The following is a 17,272-nucleotide window of genomic DNA, read 5'->3' on the forward strand; positions in this document are numbered from 1 at the left end:
CAGAAATGGTCGCTTTTTCTATTGAAATTCCCGCATAAATTCTTCAGCTTTTTCAACCATATTTTTACTGCCACAAATAAAAGGAACCCTTTGATGAAGTTCTGTTGGTTGAATGTCTAAAATTCGCGTAAAGCCATCACTCGCTTTACCTTTGGCCTGTTCAGCAAGGAAGGCCATCGGGTTACATTCGTATAATAACCGAAGTTTCCCGTTTGGGTTTTTGGTACTCTTTGGATATAAATAGATACCGCCCTTGATCATATTTCTATGGAAATCAGAAACCAATGAGCCAATATATCGCGACGTATAAGGGCGTTCGTCCTCCTCCATCTGGCAGTACTTAATATACTTTTTTATCCCCAAAGGGAAATCCAGATAATTGCCTTCATTCACTGAATAAATATTACCGTCTTCAGGGAATTCCATATCCGGATGCGATAGATAAAACGAGCCTATAGCAGGATTCAGTGTAAAACCATTAACACCGTCGCCAGTGGTATAAACCAGCATGGTAGAAGTTCCATAAACAATATAACCTGCCGCTACCTGCTGACTCCCTTTCTGTAAAAAATCATCAATCGTTACCGGAGTTCCGATCGGTGTTATACGTCTGTAAATAGAAAAAATGGTTCCAACAGAAACATTAACATCGATATTGGTAGAACCATCCAACGGATCGATCAAAACCACATATTTATTTTGATGTTTTTCATCCTGGCTGTTGATGGAAATAAAATCGTCCTCCTCTTCACTGGCAATACCACAAACAATATTCCGGTTAGTCATGGTTTGAATAAACTTGTTATTAGCGTAAACATCCAATTTTTGCTGGTCTTCGCCCTGTATATTCGTTTCTCCAAATTGCCCGATAATATCAACTAAACCAGCTTTATTCACTTCGTGGTTAACCACTTTAGCTGCTAATCGAATAGAGTTAATTAAACTGGATAATTCGCCGGAAGAATACTTAAAGGATGCCTGATGTTCAATAATGAATTCCCCTAAGGTTTGTTTTTTATGCGTCATGAGATTGTAGTTTGGTTGTGCAAATATCTTCTATTTTTTGACTAACTACAACGTTTTCGTAAAGAAAAAATGACAAAAAATATTTTAGATTGGGTTATATTTGGTATCATAAAAAATAAGTATGACCTATCATATTAGAAAAGCTGAAAAATCAGATATGCCTGCAGTATTGGATCTTATTCATGAACTTGCTGTTTTTGAAAAAGAACCCGATGCTGTTGAAGTTACCCTTGAAGACCTTGAAAATGATGGTTTTGGAGACCATAAACAGTTTGAATGTTTTGTTGCCGAAGTCGATCAATCTATAAAAGCCATTGCCCTCGTATATTTTAGGTACTCTACCTGGAAAGGAAAGGTTTTGCACCTGGAAGATCTTATTGTAAGCGAGGCGGCTCGTGGTCATGGTTTGGGCACCGCCCTTCTGGATACGGTAATACAGTATGGTCACCAATTAGGTGTAAAACGTATCAATTGGGAAGTTTTAGATTGGAATACACCGGCCATTGAATTCTATGAAAATAAAGGCGCCGATGTGAAACGTGATTGGAACGTGGTCCATCTGGATGAACAGGGTATAAAAAATTACATGTCGAATATATAATGCAGATCTTCAAATTTGGTGGTGCTTCCGTAAAGGATGCCCAGGGCGTAAAAAATTTAGTTCGGGTTTTAAAAACCGTAGACTATAAGAATACCCTGATCGTGGTTTCTGCCATGGGAAAAACAACCAACGCTTTGGAGCAGGTAGTACAGGATTACTTTCAAAATAAAAAGGCCCTGCAAAGTAGTCTTCAGGAGGTAAAAAAATTCCATAATACCATCATAATGGCGTTATTCGACACCAATGATTCAAGTTCTGAAACACACCCTATTTTTAAAAAAGTTGACGCTTTATTCAACGAATTAGCAGCTATATTAAAAAGTAATAAATCGCCGGATTACAACTTTGTATACGATCAGGTTGTTGGATTTGGAGAGCTGGTTTCTACCACCATTGTAAGTGCTTATCTCAATGAGATAGGTTTAAAAAATAACTGGATCGATGTCCGTCCATTGATCAAAACCGATAGTTATTACCGGCGTGCCAACGTGGATTGGGAGGCTACGCAAAAAAATATTAAAAAAGGAATAGATCCTAAGGTTTTAAATATAACGCAGGGGTTTTTAGGTAGCGATCCTAATAATTTTACCACCACTCTAGGCCGTGAAGGAAGTGATTATACCGCAGCTATTTTTGCCTATTGTTTGAATGCTGAAAGCGTCACGATTTGGAAAGATGTGGAAGGCGTTCTAAATGCTGATCCGCGTTACTTTGAAAATGCGCAATTGCTAAATAGTATCTCCTATCGCGAGGCTATCGAATTGGCATTTTACGGGGCAACCGTAATTCACCCTAAAACCCTACAGCCATTACAGCGCAAAGAAATTCCGTTGTTTGTAAAATCGTTTTTACACCCGGAATTCCCCGGAACAAGAATTAGTAAAGATCCAAAGCTCGATCCGCAAACACCCTGCTTTATATTAAAAAGAAATCAGGTATTAATTTCCTTATCCTCTTTGGATTTTTCTTATATCGTAGAAGAGAATATCAGTCATATTTTCAATTTATTACATCAATATAAAATGAAGGTAGATGCCATCCAAAACTCCGCCATCAGCTTTTCTGTTTGCTTTGAAGATATCTATGAAAACTTGGAAGATCTGCTTCAGGAACTAAAAGCAAAATTCAAGGTAAATTGTTATGAAAACGTCTCACTTTACACGATTAGGCATTACACCGATAAGACCATTAGTGATATTGAAAAGGGTAAAACCTTGTTATTAAAACAATTAACCCCGGAAACCATTCAATTAGTAACAAAATAAAACATTTTAGTACATTTACAGTCATGACCAAACAGCAAGATACAGGACTTGTTAGTGCCAAAGAAGTTGCCAAAGCCATACAATTAGACAAATATGGATTTATTGGAACTTTCATAGGGTGGCTGTTAATGAAGTTACTCAAGATCTCTACCTTGAACCGCATTTACAAACGGAATAAACATTTGGAAGATCTTGAATTTTTAAATGCCCTTTTGGATGATTTTGAAATTCGTTTTGAAATTCCTGAAGAAGATCTAAAACGCTTACCTAAAGACGGCCCTTATATTACCATTTCCAACCATCCTTTGGGTGGTATTGATGGTATTTTATTGTTGAAATTAATGCTGGAAAAGCGCAACGATTTCAAGATCATCGCCAACTTTTTATTGCACCGGATCGAACCTTTAATTCCTTTTATCATGCCGGTAAATCCGTTTGAAGATCGTAAGGATGTGAAATCAAGTGTGTCCGGTTTTAAAAGTGCTATAACGCATTTACGTGAAGGACATCCGCTTGGAATTTTCCCTGCGGGGGAAGTATCTACATATCGTGATGGAAAACTGGTTGTGGATCGCCCCTGGGAAGAAGCCGCTATCAAACTGATCAAAAAAGCCGAGGTTCCTGTGGTACCTATTTATTTTCACGCCAAGAACAGCCGCTTGTTTTATAAACTATCTCGCATCAGCGATATTTTCCGAACTGCAAAATTACCCTCGGAACTTCTTACTCAAAAACGCCGTGTTATAAAAGTACGGATCGGGCGTCCTATTTCCGTTGATGATCAAAGAGAATTTCCGGATATTGATGGTTTCTGTGATTTCTTGCGCCGTAAGACCTATATGCTGTCCAATTCCTTCGACAATAAAAAATTATTCGAAAATATAACCTCAACCTTAAAAGCTCCCAAAAGTCCAAAACGCATTGTGACTAAGGTTCCATCGGAACTTATGGAAAAAGAGGTGGAAGCACTGTATAAAGGCGATTTCAGATTACTGGAAAGTAAAAATTATGAGGTATTCCTTGCGCCTGCTGATCACATCCCGAATATTCTTCAGGAAATCGGGCGCCTTCGGGAAATTACTTTCCGTGAAGTGGGAGAAGGAACTAACGAAGCTATCGATCTGGATTCTTTCGACACCTATTACCATCACATGTTCCTGTGGGATAATGAGCGGAAATTAATTGCAGGAGCTTATCGCATGGGTCTGGGCTCCAAGATCTTTGAACGTTATGGGATCGACGGATTTTATTTGCAGGACCTGTTCCGTTTTGAACCGGAACTTTATAAAATGATGAGTCAGTCCATAGAGATGGGACGCGCTTTCATCATTAAAGAATATCAGCAAAAACCGATGCCTTTGTTTTTACTTTGGAAAGGTATTGTGCATACCACCTTGCGTTACCCGGAGCATAAATATCTTATTGGTGGGGTGAGTATCAGTAACCAATTCACCAACTTTTCAAAATCATTGATGGTCGAGTTTATGAAATCACATTACTACGATCCATATATCGCACAATATGTTCGGCCTAAAAAGGAATTCAAAGTAAAACTCAAGGATGCCGATAAGGATTTTGTTTTTGACGAAGCTGAAGCTGACCTTGTTAAATTTGATAAGTTCATTGATGAAATCGAGCCGGGAGCTTTACGCCTGCCCGTGTTATTGAAAAAATACATCAAACAAAATGCAAAACTCGTAGCCTTCAACGTAGACCCGCTGTTCAATAATTCTGTAGATGGTTTGATGTATATTAAAATAGCAGACCTTCCGGAAAGTACCGTACGCCCTGTAATGGAAGAATTCCAGGCCGAACTGGAACGTAAGTTTGCGGATAAGAACGGAAGCTAGGCCGCGAAATACTTTTCTACAAAATTCTTAAAATAGCCCTTGATCTCTTCCCGAGCTTTCAAAAAGGCTTCGTGTTTTTCTTCTTCTGTTCCGATAACCTTAGAAGGATCGAAAAAATTATGGTGTAACCGTAGCGCATTTTTACTTGGGATATACGGACAATTCTCGTTGGCATGATCACAAACCGTAATGATGTAATCAAAATCAACGTTCGCATATTCATCCACATGATTTGAGGTATGTGTTGAAATATTCAAACCATCTTCTTTCATAATAGCCAGGGCTCCGGGGTTCAAACCATGCGTTTCAATACCCGCGCTGTAAACAGTCACGTCCTGATCTTTCAAAAAATCCGCCAGATAGCCATGTGCCATCTGACTTCTACAAGAGTTTCCCGTGCATAACACTAAAATATTTTTCATCTATAGATTTTTAAATGGACTTAACAACAATTACCTCCAGGTTCGCAACACGGTTCAGCTTTACCAGCCGCTATTGCTTCTGGTTCCGCAATTCCGCAGGCTTCTTTGGCTTTACAATCCGTTTTCTGCACGGCAAGTTTAATGATTAAATGGTCCCCTTGTATTTCAAAATCGTTAACAAATAGTTGCGCTGTGTGAAACGTAGTGTTACCATATTCAAATTTTATTTCGGCCTCAAGATCGAAAGATTTGATACGCGCCACTTTATTCAGGATTCCCATGGCTTTATAAACGCTCATCGCGTCTTTTGTATCGCGTTCCTGCGGACTCTCCCAAAGCTGGATAACCGTTTCATTCCAGGTATCAGCTTGGGCGCCACAATCCACGGAATCAATATGGATATGTTTCACTTCAGTGATGTGATAATTATGGCCAACAAAGGCGTTTGGAGCATATTCAAACAAAAGGCTTTTGTTCTTATGTTGCTCTAAAAAGCTTAAAAATTCGTGTGTTTTCATGATCTAAATATTTTTTGATTTATCGCTGTCGCGGAAGGATAACCGACTAACAACAATTCGATTTTGTTGTATTAAAAAAGCTATTGAGTTGTTCCTGAATCGTATTCCAGCGATCAACATCGATACAATAGCACATCCGTTTCCCCTCGATATCTCCTTTAAGCAATCCGATACTTTTGAGTTCTTTTAAATGTTGAGAAATAGTGGCCTGAGCTAAACCAATCTCTTCTACGAGGTCGTTACAAATACAGGCGTCTTGAGCACTGATGTGCTGTAGGATCGCAATTCGGGCAGGATGCCCGAGCACCTTAAAGAATTGTGCCAGGTCGTTTTGATTTTCCGTAAATATCTGGGTTTTTGTGAGTCCCATAGCTTCTATTATTTATATATCGCAATATTACGATATTAAAATAAATTAAAAAAGTAAAAACTTTCATTTTTACTTTTTTTAGTTTTTTAGAACCAGGGCTTTTTACCTACCTGATAGGTGTTGTAAAAATCCGCGTCAGATTTGGTAAGGTAAATAATGCCTTCGATCAAACCGATAACACCCATAAGCCAACCCGCTATACCACAAGTAAAAACGGTAAGAACCAATGTAGCGACAAGCATAATCACACCTTCTTTAGTATACCCTAGGATAAACTTATGTATTCCTAATGCACCTAAAAGAATAGCCAAAACTCCTGCTAATACTTTTTTATTGTCCTCCGAGGCGAAGGTTTCTTTAGCGCCTTGCGCAAACTCTGAAGCGGTAGTCTTCGCTTCATCAGCCATTTTATTGATGTCGTCTTCCAAGTTGTTTTTTTCTGCCATAGTATTTGATTTGTTAATTGATGTTTTAAAAGTAGTAAAAAATAAAATCCTATGAAACCTTAGGTCATTCAGGGTATCATGGTAATCAGCGCGTGTGAGGTTGCTTCACTACGCTCGCAACGACGGATCGAAACGTCATTACGAGGAGCTTTGCGACGTGGTAATCTCATGAATCAGACTACTTCACTTCACACGCATTAACAATAAGATTCCCGCCTTCGCGGGGACGGCAAATTGGTTGGCAGGACAAAATGGAACGTCATTACGAGGAGCTTTGCGACGTGGTAATCTCATGAAACAGACTACTTTACTTCATACGCATTAACAATAAGATTCTCGCCTTCGCGGGGGCGGCAAATTGGTTGGCAGGACAAAATGGAACGTCATTACGAGGAGCTTTGCGACGTGGTAATCTCATGAAACAGACTACTTTACTTCATACGCATTAACAATAAGATTCCCGCCTCCGCGGGGGCGGCAAATTGGTTGGCAGGACAAAATGGAACGTCATTACGAGGAGCTTTGCGACGTGGTAATCTCATGAAACAGATTGCTTCACTTCACTGGTAGTTAAGGCCTGCGTTAGGGATAGTAGCGGAAAGCCCACAGCGAGGCACGAGCGCGGACTTGCAGCGGATAGCCCGACCCGGAGGGTAACGCCCAAAAAAAAGTAATAGAAATTTATCTGAATAATAACACTAAACCACCAATGGCCGTTACCACTAAAATAAACCTGCGGTAACTGAGGTTAGAAATGCGTTTTACGATCTGGGCTCCTATTAAAAACCCGATGATAACCACGGGCAGCATAACCAGATTTAACATAAAACTATGAGTGTCGATGGTGTGCCAAACGAATACGTGAAAAGGTAATTTGAATATATTAATGATAAAGAACACCCAGGCGGCGGTTCCTATAAATTCGTTTTTTGGGAAACGCATGGCCAAAAAGTAAATATTGGCGATAGGCCCGGCTAAATTACCTACCATGGTAGTAAAACCTGCCGTGAATCCGGACACTCGGGCGAACCATTTATTTTTAGGTACAGCATTGGATTTTCGGATCTCGGTAAAGAACATTGCGACAACCGATCCGATGATAATTATGGCCATTAGTCGCTTGAACACGGCCTCTGAAATGCTATTCCCGATCCACACACCCAGTAACACACCACCAGCCATCCAGGGTACCAATTTCCAGATATAATCCCATTTGGCATGTCGGTTATAAAAGGTAACCGCCATAATATCGCCGGCTACCAGCATGGGTAACAAAATCCCGGTGGAGGCTTTTTCGTGAAATACGAAGGCTAAAATGACTACGATAATAGTACCGAATCCTTTAATCCCGGCTTTGGCAATTCCGAGGATGAAAAAAGCCAGACCCATAGCCACCCATTGTAAAATGCTTAAATGATAAGATTGAAGAATTTCTGTGAAAGCCAAATGCTTAATTTTGCTGGCAAAGTTACAAAAAAGCGCTATGGACAGGCTCCCAAAGTTCTATTTTATTACCTCAGTTTTTTAAATTAAACATGCTGGTCGATGAGAATCGTATTGCCATCCGGGTCGAATAGCACTACACTTGCAGGGCCTGAAGTGGTTTCATCTGCTTCGCGTTCCAGTTTAAGGTTGTTTTTCTTTAAATGTTTTTGAATTTCGCGAACATCATCGAATGGGTTAACCGGATTGGCGTTTTCATCCCAACCCGGGTTAAAAGTGATGATATTTTGCTCGAACATGCCTTGAAACAATCCGATCAAGGCATTGCCATTTTTCATGATAAGGTAATTTTTTTCGGGCTGCCCGGCATACACCGAAAAGCCTAAGGTTTCATAAAAATTCTTTGAAATCTCTAGATCCTTTACGCTTAAACTCATTGAAAATGCTCCTAACTTCATATCGTTTGTATTTTAGTTGATTACTATTTTTTGATGACCTTTTCATAAGTGGCAATCCAGTCCTGAGGTGTTATTTTTTGAAATAATTCGGCCAAAAGACCGTACGGAATCTGATCTAATTTCTTAAAACGAATACAGCTTTTCCCCATATCTAGTTTCGTTTTGGAATGCTTAGGATATTCGCTCACAAACCAATCGTGCAAGTTTTTATCGGTATAAATCCCCATGTGATACAGATTGACCGAGTTTTTTTGAGACGCCAGATTTAAAAATGGCAGCGGTTCTTTAGGGTTACAATGATAACCGGCGGGATACAAACTATGCGGAACATAATAACCGATCATTTTATACTGGATCCCTTCTTCAAAACCTTTGGGTAAATTAGATGTTATGACTTTTCGAAGTTTTTGAAGTACAACCTGGCGCTCCTCGCGGGATTTTTGGATGTAGTCTTCGACGGAAGCTAAAGTGTCTGGCATAATATCAGCGGATTGATTTCCACTAATTTAGCAAAATTTTTCTTTGATCTTATCAACGATGGTTTGGGCAAGTTTTATTTTACTTTCCACCGTCCAACCGGCTACATGCGGGGTAAGCAATACATTTTCAGCCTGAATAAGATATTGAAAAGCTTCAGGCATCTCAGAAGCAAACAAACTTTCGAAGGAGACTTTTTCGTATTCCAAAACGTCAAGTCCCGCACCGAGGATCTTTCCGGATTTTAGGGCTGAAACCAGATCGGCGGTAACCACACTTTTCCCGCGGGCGGTATTGAAAAACCAAAACGGTTTAGTACATCCGTTGATGAATTCTGAATTGATCATATTCATAGTGAGCGGTGTTTGCGGTGTGTGTAAACTTACCACATCCACCTTTTTCTGGAATTCCTCCAAACTTACCTGACGTGCAAAGCTGTTTCCCACATGAGGTTTAATGTCGTAACACAAAACCTCAACGTCAAAACCCTGTAGTTTTTTCGCAAAAGCATTGCCCATATTTCCGTAACCGATGATGCCTACTGTTTTGCCATCAAGTTCGATCCCGCGGTTATCTTCGCGCAACCATTTTCCGGAACGCACTTCATGATCGGCCTTATTGAATTTATTGAAAAGTGAAAGAATCATCCCCAGTGTATGCTCGCCAACAGCATTGCGATTGCCTTCCGGCGCTGCGATCAAAGTTACGCCTTTTTTACGGGCGTAATCCCCATCGATGTTTTCTACACCTGCACCTACTCTACCAATGAATTTTAGGTTTTTGGCAGCATCTAAAAAGGTTTTATCGATAGTGAAGCGACTGCGGATAATGATCCCGTCGTAATCGGCTATTTTGGCTTCAATGGCTTCTTTTGAACTGGTGTAATCCTCGTGGTTGGTAAATCCCAGGTCTTTGAGTTGTTCCAGCAATAATGGGTGATTGGTATCGAGATGGAGGATCTTCATGCTTGTATTTTAGACTGTAAAATTACAATCTTTTTACAGATTCCCGCCTTCGCGGGAATGACAAATTGGTTGCCAGGACAAAATGGAACGTCATTACGAGGAGCTTGCGACGTGGTAATCTTTTGAAACAGATTGCTTCGCTAATGCTAGCAATGAACTATGCAAAGAAGCGCGCGTTAGGGATAGCAGTGGAAAGCCCACAGCGAGGTACGAGCGAGGACTTGTAGCGGATAGCCCGACCCGCAGGGTAACGCCCAAAAAATAATTTAAAACCCAAGAATCATTTTTGCTATCAAAAAATAAATAAAAATACCGAATACATCGTTACTCGTAGTTATGAAAGGTCCTGTAGCCACCGCGGCATCAACGCCACGTTTATCGAGAAAAATAGGAATAAAGGTTCCAATAATAGCTGCCATAATGATCACCGTAACCAGAGCAACACAAATAGTGAGCGACTCGAAATAAGAGGTGTGGAAAATAAAGTGACTGATGCCTAGAACGATGATGGAAATAGCCAGTCCGTTGACCAAAGCAAGAATGAATTCTTTGAATAAGCGACTGAAAATCTTACCATCGATAGTGTCGTTGGCCAGACCTTGCACAACTATGGCAGAGGATTGTACTCCTACATTACCGGCCGTTGCCTGAATGAGTGGAATAAAAATAAGCAGGATGGGAAACTTTTGAAAAGCGCCACTGAAACCGTTAATAATACTCGCCGCACCAATACCGCCAAACATCCCAATGAGTAACCAGGGAAGTCGTGCTTTTGTAAGTCGCCAAATGGTATCGTCGGCCTCAACATCACCGGTAATACCGGCTGCCAGTTGATAATCTTTTTCAGCTTCCTCTTTCATTACATCCACAATATCATCAATAGTAATGCGACCTAGTAATACCTGGTCGTCATCAACTACAGGGATGGCTTCCAAATCGTATTTTTGCATGATACGCACTACATCTTCAGCCTCGTCGTGAACATTTACCGAATCCACGTTGGAATTAGAGATCTCAGCTATTTTTTGTTCGCTTTTCGCGGTAATTAGATCTTTTAAAGATAATCGACCAATAAGCCGTTCGTTCTTATCGACCACATAAATGGAATGCACGCGGGTTACATCTTTAGCCTGTCCGCGAATGCGTCGCATACAGCCGGCAACCGTCCAGGTTTCGTAAACTTTTACAAGCTCTTTAGCCATAAGTCCACCGGCCGTATCTTCATCATAGAGTAATAATTCTTTGATGATGGCCTTGTGTTCCTCATCTATGATGTTCGAAATTACCTCATGGCGGCGTTCTTCCGGAAGTTCAGCAATAATATCGGCTGCGTCATCGGTGTCAAGTTCTTCAACCTCTTCAGCAATTTCTTTCGCAGACAGATTCCTTAAAACTTTTTCCCGATTGTCTTCATCGAGCTCCATTAGGATATCGGCCGTGGTTTCAGAATCAAGTAACTTGATCACATAAATGGCCTCTTCCAGATTAAGGTCGTCCAGAATTTCTGCAATATCTGCATAGTGGAACTCTTCAAGAAATTTTTGAAGTTCTTTATCGTTCTGTTCCTCTACCAACTGCCGAACCTGCTCGAGAAGCTCATCAGTAAGTTCGAATCCTATGTTTTCGTTTTCTTCTGACAAAAGGAAAGATTTAAAAGTTTAACTATCGGTTTCGATGGATTGCGTGAGTTCGATAAACTCTGAAACGCTTAATTGTTCCGGTCGTTTGCCAAATATACTACTTGCTTTTAAATTATCAGATAAATTGAATGTTTTTAAACTGTTACGAATCGTTTTTCTCCGTTGTTGAAAAGCGGTTTTCACGGTTCTGAAGAATAAAGCTTCGTCGCAAGGCAGTTTAAAATGGGCTTTTCTGGTAAGTTTTAAAACGCCGGAATCAACTTTCGGTGGCGGATTGAATTTTCCCGGAGGTACCGTAAACAAATATTCTGCGTCATAAAATGCCTGTGTTAACACAGATAAAATGCCATAGACCTTATTCCCTTCTTTTGAACAAATGCGCTGGGCAACTTCCTTTTGAAACATCCCTGCAAATTCAGGAACCTGATCCCGTAATTCCAAGGCTTTAAAAACGATCTGAGAAGAAATATTGTATGGGAAATTCCCAATAATAGCAAAGGGTTCTCCTTTAAAAACGCTATTCAGATCGAACTTTAAGAAATCCTTTTCAATGATCCGTGGCGCCAACTTGAGATAATGCGCTTTAAGATAATCTACGGATTCCGTATCGATCTCGATAACATGGGTAGTGGTGTCTTTTTCCAACAGGTATTTGGTAAGTACGCCCATGCCGGGACCAATTTCCAGAACATGCTCATAACCTTCTAAACTCAGGCTATCGGCAATCCGTTCAGCCACCGATTCATCCGTTAAAAAATGTTGTCCTAAATGTTTTTTGGCTCTAACGCTCATGGTTTAGTCGAAATTGACACTGTACTCATCAATAAATTCCAGTTCTGTTCTAAAGGCCAACATCTTATCGGCAAATTTTTCCGCTCCGGCTTTACGGAGTCCTTCAGCATGATTTTCATAATACTCCTCCAGGGCTTTACGCGAATGCGCACGATACTGAATGGAATACGTGAATGCTCCGGAATTATCGTCTACCAAAACCCGGGTAAAGGTAGCCCGATCAAATTTTCCGGTTCCTAATACCTGTGGAATATGTTCTTTGATCCAAACCAACCACTCCTCGTGGATGGAAGGGTCAATATTTACTGTAACATTATATATGATCATAATTCTTGTTTCGTTTTTAGTGAATTAATTTACCAGATCGCCACGCATGGCTCTGTAGCGTTTTCGGGCTTCAACAAGATAAATACTATCCGCGTGATCAAAAAGGATCTGTTCGTAAAGTGTTTTAGCTTTTTCAGGTTGATTTAAAATCCCATCATAAAGCTTGGCTAAATGATATAAGGCATCATCAGCTAAAATACCATCGCGGTAATTATCGATAACCAACTGGTAATTATTCGCAGCATCAGAATACTTTTTTTGCGCTTCGAATAACTGTGCCTGTTTATAAAGCGCCTGAGCAACTATAGGTTCAGTTTTGTGTTCATTAATGATCTTATCGAGTAGCGCAACAGCTTCTTTTGGCTTGTTTTGAAAATGGCGCAGATCAGCTTTCGCATATAATTTTAAGGCCGTTTGTGTGGAGTCCTCATACTTATTGTCGGAGATCATTAATTTTAATTCCAAAGCATCATTGGCCATGAGTTGTGAGGTTGAAGCTTTTAAAATATTAAGCTGTGCTTCAGCCCATTTAAAATCGCCTTTATAATAACTGGTCTTTGCTACTTTGAAGCGCGCCTCTTGTGCGATCTCACTATTTTTTAAGCTTCGCTGAATTTGTGTGAAATAGATCAAGGCTTTATTGAAACGTTCTTCCAATACCAAAATATCGCCCAATTCCATTTTTACTTCAGCTTTTTCTTGCTCTCGAAGCGGAAGGTCTAACGCAGTTTCCAGAAGCTTTGTGGCCTGCTCCGTTTTATTAAGATGGAAAGCCAAAAAATGGGCGTAAGCTATTTGTAATCTCAGCGTTTGTTGATACCGCCCAAATTCATCCAGCAAGGCTGTATATTTTTTATTGATCGACTCATAAAGGGAAGGATCATTCTCTCTAACCTCAAGTTGCAATAAATGATATTCGGCATTCAGTTTGGTATCGACATCCTGTGCTGTTTCAGACAAATACTTGTATATACCTTTTGCACTTTCGGTATCACCGTCATCCGCTGCGATATCCGCAAGATCCTCAATAAGGAATAAGTTTTCCGGTTGCCGTTTAAAAATTGCCTTTTCCTGAATGAACGCCTTGTTGTATTCTTTTTGTTGAATGAAGAGCCAACTAAGCATTTCGTTCCATAAGATCTTAGGCGTTTGTTGCATTTTCTTCAGCAATGTTTTCCGGAATAACTGATTGTTCTCACTTTCCGGATCCTCAGAAATAAAATCGTTTAGTGCCCGTTTAACAGTGCTTTTAGACACCGGATTTTTATCGGCAAAATCCAGATAGCTATCAAACATTTTTTGCAGGTCTCCCTTCTCACCGTATAATTGCGCTAACTGTAAATTGAAATTAAAATCGGGATTAATCTCCATCGCTTTTTCAAATACAGAAATGGTTTGGTCTATTAATGCATATTTTTTGAAGGCTCGGGTAACCCCGTACACATTATTTACGCCCGTTTCTATACTTTTAATGGCTTCATCATAATAAAAATCAGCTTGATCCTGATTCCCCTGAAGTTGATAATTGTGTCCTAAATACACATAAAAGCCGGGATAAGGCACACGTTTTATGAGCTTATTAATAAAGTCTTCTGCTTTTTTGTATTCCTCGAGTTGTTGGTAAGTATCAATTAAGGCCTCTATATAATTGATGTTATTAGGGCGCTCACTGTACAGCTTTTCATATTCCAGGGCCGCTTTGGCATAATCGCCATTATCAAAATAGGTTTGAGCCAATCGATCTTCTTGCGCAAAACCGAGGCTTACCATCAAACAACATATTAAGATCAGGGATTTCATATTGTAAATATAACAATTGTGAATCGTAGCCATTGAAAAATAAGTACAAAAAAAATGCCCGAATAAAATTCGGGCACTAACCAACCAAAATACATGTTTTATCAACTTACTGTAAGTAGATAAACGTTAACTAGATTGGGGACAGCTTTTTAAAAAAGTGTATTGTTAAGCTGATAAGAAACAGATTCTAAAAACATTTACCCTTATTTAGGAATCTATTATTTACGAGCTACTACTAAAGTTTTTTCAGCAGACTTTGAGGTTCCAAAATCTGAAAAAAGTATTTTGCTTGCGAAAAAAATTAAGGCAATTAAAATGAAAATGCGTTTAAGGTTTTTCATGGTCTAGGCAGTTTGATCGGTTAAGTTGTGATAAACTTCCTAACAATCTCCATAAAAACAAAATTTTATCGAATTTTTTCGTTAAACAACCGAATAAAATTGCACTTTATCGATATTTTAAATTTCGAATTGAATTTTTCGATTTCTTTTTCCTACAAATTTAATCAATAATATCAAAACCGGTATACGACTGTAATACTTCAGGAATACGAATGCCTTCAGGGGTTTGATAGTTTTCTAAGATCCCTGCTAAAACCCGAGGCAATGCCAGCGAACTACCATTTAAAGTATGTGCCAGTTCATTTTTACCCTGGTTATTTTTAAAGCGAAGTTTTAAGCGGTTGGCCTGAAACGTTTCAAAATTTGAAACGGAAGATATTTCCAACCATTTATCCTGAGCTGTAGAGAAAACTTCAAAATCATAGGTAAGTGCCGAGGTAAATCCAAGGTCGCCACCACATAATCTCAAAATGCGATAAGGTAATTTGAGTTCTTTTAATATGGTTTTTACATGTTCCACCATGCTGTCCAGTGCCGCATAAGAGTTATCCGGATGTTCCACGCGCAGAATTTCAACTTTATCAAACTGGTGTAAACGATTTAGTCCTCTTACGTGAGCACCATAACTTCCTGCTTCACGGCGGAAGCAAGGTGTATATCCCGTTAGTGCCACAGGTAACTCACTTTCATTCAAAACGACATCTCTGAAAATATTCGTTCCGGGAACCTCAGCTGTTGGAATCAGGTATAAATTATCCTCGGTAACATGATACATCTGCCCTTCCTTATCCGGTAATTGCCCCGTACCAAAACCTGAAGCTTCATTTACCAAATGTGGTAATTGATATTCTGTGTATCCTGCTGCAGTATTCTTATCTAAAAAATAAGCGATCAAGGCACGTTGTAACCGAGCGCCTTTTCCTTTATACACAGGAAATCCGGCACCGGTAATTTTGTTTCCTAATTCAAAATCGATGATATCGTATTTCTTGGCCAGATCCCAGTGTGGCATAGCACCTTCGTGTAAAGCCGGCACATCACCTTGGCGATATACTTCTTCGTTGTCTTCGTCCGTATTTCCACTGAGCACCAAATTATTAGGCACATTCGGGATTTTATAAAGCAACTCATTCAACTTGTCTGCCGTAGCATTTAAAGCATCTCCTAAACTTTTTGAAGCCTCTTTCAATGCTGTGGTTTGCTTTTTTAGAACGTTGGCCTCCTCCGCTTTTCCGGATTTGAACAGGTTTCCAATTTCTTTAGACAGGGTATTCGATTCAGCCAACGTATTATCCAATTGGGTCTGGATTTTTCGGCGCTCCTCATCTAAAGCAATAACCTCATCGATCATCGTGCCGGCATCAATATTGCGTTTTGCGAGGCTGTTTACCACGTCATCTCTATGTTCTCTTATGTATGAAACCTGTAACATGCATTAAAATTTTAAGCCACAAATTTAAGGAAATACTCAGATAGTCGGTAACTATTTTGGAGGTAAAATCCCGGGCTTGAAAGGATTGTTACTTTTTAAGATTTTTAAGGTATTGCTGCGCTGTAATTTTGTCTTTTTGAAGTTGTGCTTTTAAGCCTTCAATCGAATCAAATTTTTGCTCATCGCGCAAGCGTGCTAAAAGATCTACCTGAATGGATTTGTTGTAGATCGCCTTATCAAAATCGAAGAAATGCACTTCAATGGATTCTTTATCGGTATCGAAAGTAGGATTCACGCCAATATTCATCATACCATAAACTTTTTTTCCATCTATATGACACTGCACTATATAAGAACCGTATTTCGGAATAAGTTTATAATCTTCTTTTATAGAAATATTAGCTGTTGGAAAGCCAAGCTCTTTGCCCATACCCTTACCTTTAACCACGGTTCCGGTGAGCATAAAGTGGTAACCCAAATAGGCGTTGGCTGTTTCCATATCGCCTGCATATAAGGCTTTACGGATCTTGGTAGAACTCACAGCAACATCATCAATGTCCTGAGCGGAAATTTCTTCAACCTCAAAACCATAGGTTTCACCAAAAATTCGAAGATCGGTAATATCAGCATTGCGATTGCGTCCAAAACGGTGATCATAACCAATAATTACTTTTTTTGCATGAAGCGTATCAACTAAAATTTCTTTTACAAAATCTTCGGCTTTCATTCTGGAAAACGCCTTAGTAAAGGTTTTTACCAGTAAAAAATCGATGCCTGTTGCTTTTAAAATGGCTGTACGTTCATCGATGGTGTTTATTAATTTAATATTGATATCCTTTTGAAGAACCATGCGCGGATGCGGAAAAAAAGTAAGCACAACCGCCTTTAATCGGTCTTTTTTAGCTTTTTTAATTAACCGTGAAATAATTTTTTGATGCCCGATATGAACTCCGTCGAAGGTTCCTATGGTAACTACTGTAGGGTTTTTAGAGGTGTAATCTTGAAGATTTTCTACTTTACTCATCCAGGTATTAGATTGTTAATATCACAAAAATCAATTAGATTTGTTAAAAAAGTCTCATGCTTTTGAGTCCATATT

18 protein-coding genes are annotated in these 17,272 nt (G+C 39.5%); 3 read left to right on the plus strand and 15 right to left on the minus strand.

Annotated features, from left to right (window positions below):
- Positions 1–18: 18 nt before the first annotated feature.
- On the minus strand, positions 19–1,026 hold the full coding sequence (gene fbp, locus ABD682_RS02265; RefSeq protein ID WP_344738559.1) for a class 1 fructose-bisphosphatase: 1,008 nt from the start codon (positions 1,024–1,026) through the stop codon (positions 19–21).
- A gap of 121 nt (positions 1,027–1,147) precedes the next feature.
- On the opposite strand from fbp, the gene ABD682_RS02270 reads away from it, so the two are divergent.
- Genes ABD682_RS02270 through ABD682_RS02280 form a run of 3 tightly spaced genes read left to right on the plus strand, consistent with a single transcriptional unit; the run spans position 1,148 to position 4,742 of the window.
- The gene (locus tag ABD682_RS02270) at positions 1,148–1,627 is read left to right on the plus strand and encodes a GNAT family N-acetyltransferase (protein ID WP_344738561.1); all 480 of its coding nucleotides are present in this window, start codon (positions 1,148–1,150) and stop codon (positions 1,625–1,627) included.
- The gene (locus ABD682_RS02275) at positions 1,627–2,892 is read left to right on the plus strand and encodes an aspartate kinase (RefSeq protein ID WP_344738563.1); all 1,266 of its coding nucleotides are present in this window, start codon (positions 1,627–1,629) and stop codon (positions 2,890–2,892) included. Before ABD682_RS02270 ends, ABD682_RS02275 begins: the two co-directional genes overlap by 1 nt.
- A 23-nt stretch (positions 2,893–2,915) precedes the next feature.
- Positions 2,916–4,742 carry a GNAT family N-acyltransferase gene (locus ABD682_RS02280; RefSeq protein ID WP_344738565.1) on the plus strand — a complete coding sequence of 609 codons (1,827 nt, stop codon included), beginning with the start codon at positions 2,916–2,918 and terminating at the stop codon, positions 4,740–4,742.
- Here ABD682_RS02280 and ABD682_RS02285 read toward each other — a convergent pair.
- From ABD682_RS02285 to ABD682_RS02350, 14 genes are all read right to left on the minus strand, one after another.
- Positions 4,739–5,164: an arsenate reductase ArsC gene (locus tag ABD682_RS02285; RefSeq protein ID WP_344738567.1), complete on the minus strand. Its 426-nt coding sequence runs from the start codon at positions 5,162–5,164 to the stop codon at positions 4,739–4,741. The two genes, ABD682_RS02280 and ABD682_RS02285, sit on opposite strands and share 4 nt — an antisense overlap.
- A 20-nt stretch (positions 5,165–5,184) precedes the next feature.
- Positions 5,185–5,682: a DUF6428 family protein gene (locus ABD682_RS02290; RefSeq protein WP_344738570.1), complete on the minus strand. Its 498-nt coding sequence runs from the start codon at positions 5,680–5,682 to the stop codon at positions 5,185–5,187.
- A 46-nt stretch (positions 5,683–5,728) separates the two neighbouring features.
- Positions 5,729–6,052, minus strand: coding sequence for an ArsR/SmtB family transcription factor (locus ABD682_RS02295; RefSeq protein WP_344738572.1), 324 nt, complete (start codon positions 6,050–6,052; stop codon positions 5,729–5,731).
- Between the two features lie 86 nt (positions 6,053–6,138).
- Positions 6,139–6,498: a TM2 domain-containing protein gene (locus tag ABD682_RS02300; RefSeq protein ID WP_344738574.1), complete on the minus strand. Its 360-nt coding sequence runs from the start codon at positions 6,496–6,498 to the stop codon at positions 6,139–6,141.
- 681 nt (positions 6,499–7,179) lie between these two features.
- Entirely contained in the window at positions 7,180–7,944 is a 765-nt protein-coding gene (locus ABD682_RS02305) for a sulfite exporter TauE/SafE family protein (protein WP_344738576.1), read from the minus strand.
- Between the two features lie 83 nt (positions 7,945–8,027).
- Positions 8,028–8,399: a VOC family protein gene (locus ABD682_RS02310; RefSeq protein WP_344738578.1), complete on the minus strand. Its 372-nt coding sequence runs from the start codon at positions 8,397–8,399 to the stop codon at positions 8,028–8,030.
- Between the two features lie 23 nt (positions 8,400–8,422).
- Complete coding sequence (locus tag ABD682_RS02315; protein WP_344738580.1) at positions 8,423–8,878, minus strand: DUF1801 domain-containing protein; 456 nt, start codon at positions 8,876–8,878, stop codon at positions 8,423–8,425.
- A 27-nt stretch (positions 8,879–8,905) separates the two neighbouring features.
- A complete protein-coding gene (locus tag ABD682_RS02320) occupies positions 8,906–9,841 on the minus strand; it encodes a 2-hydroxyacid dehydrogenase (RefSeq protein WP_344738582.1) in 936 nt (311 codons plus the stop codon).
- A gap of 266 nt (positions 9,842–10,107) precedes the next feature.
- Positions 10,108–11,481 (minus strand): magnesium transporter, encoded by a 1,374-nt coding sequence (mgtE, locus tag ABD682_RS02325; RefSeq protein WP_344738584.1) that lies wholly within the window; start codon positions 11,479–11,481, stop codon positions 10,108–10,110.
- Positions 11,482–11,499: 18 nt separating this feature from the next.
- A complete protein-coding gene (gene rsmA, locus ABD682_RS02330; RefSeq protein ID WP_344738586.1) occupies positions 11,500–12,273 on the minus strand; it encodes a 16S rRNA (adenine(1518)-N(6)/adenine(1519)-N(6))-dimethyltransferase RsmA in 774 nt (257 codons plus the stop codon).
- Positions 12,274–12,276: 3 nt separating this feature from the next.
- Entirely contained in the window at positions 12,277–12,600 is a 324-nt protein-coding gene (locus ABD682_RS02335; protein ID WP_344738588.1) for a DUF4286 family protein, read from the minus strand.
- A 24-nt stretch (positions 12,601–12,624) separates the two neighbouring features.
- Positions 12,625–14,433, minus strand: a complete 1,809-nt coding sequence (locus tag ABD682_RS02340) for a tetratricopeptide repeat protein (RefSeq protein WP_344738590.1) — start codon at positions 14,431–14,433, stop codon at positions 12,625–12,627.
- Positions 14,434–14,901: 468 nt separating this feature from the next.
- Positions 14,902–16,173 (minus strand): serine--tRNA ligase, encoded by a 1,272-nt coding sequence (gene serS, locus ABD682_RS02345; protein WP_344738592.1) that lies wholly within the window; start codon positions 16,171–16,173, stop codon positions 14,902–14,904.
- Between the two features lie 88 nt (positions 16,174–16,261).
- Positions 16,262–17,197, minus strand: a complete 936-nt coding sequence (locus ABD682_RS02350) for a bifunctional riboflavin kinase/FAD synthetase (RefSeq protein WP_344738594.1) — start codon at positions 17,195–17,197, stop codon at positions 16,262–16,264.
- Between the last annotated feature and the right edge of the window lie 75 nt (positions 17,198–17,272).

Origin of the sequence: Gaetbulibacter aestuarii, from assembly GCF_039537665.1 — a bacterium.
Classification (GTDB): Bacteria; Bacteroidota; Bacteroidia; order Flavobacteriales; family Flavobacteriaceae; genus Gaetbulibacter_A; species Gaetbulibacter_A aestuarii.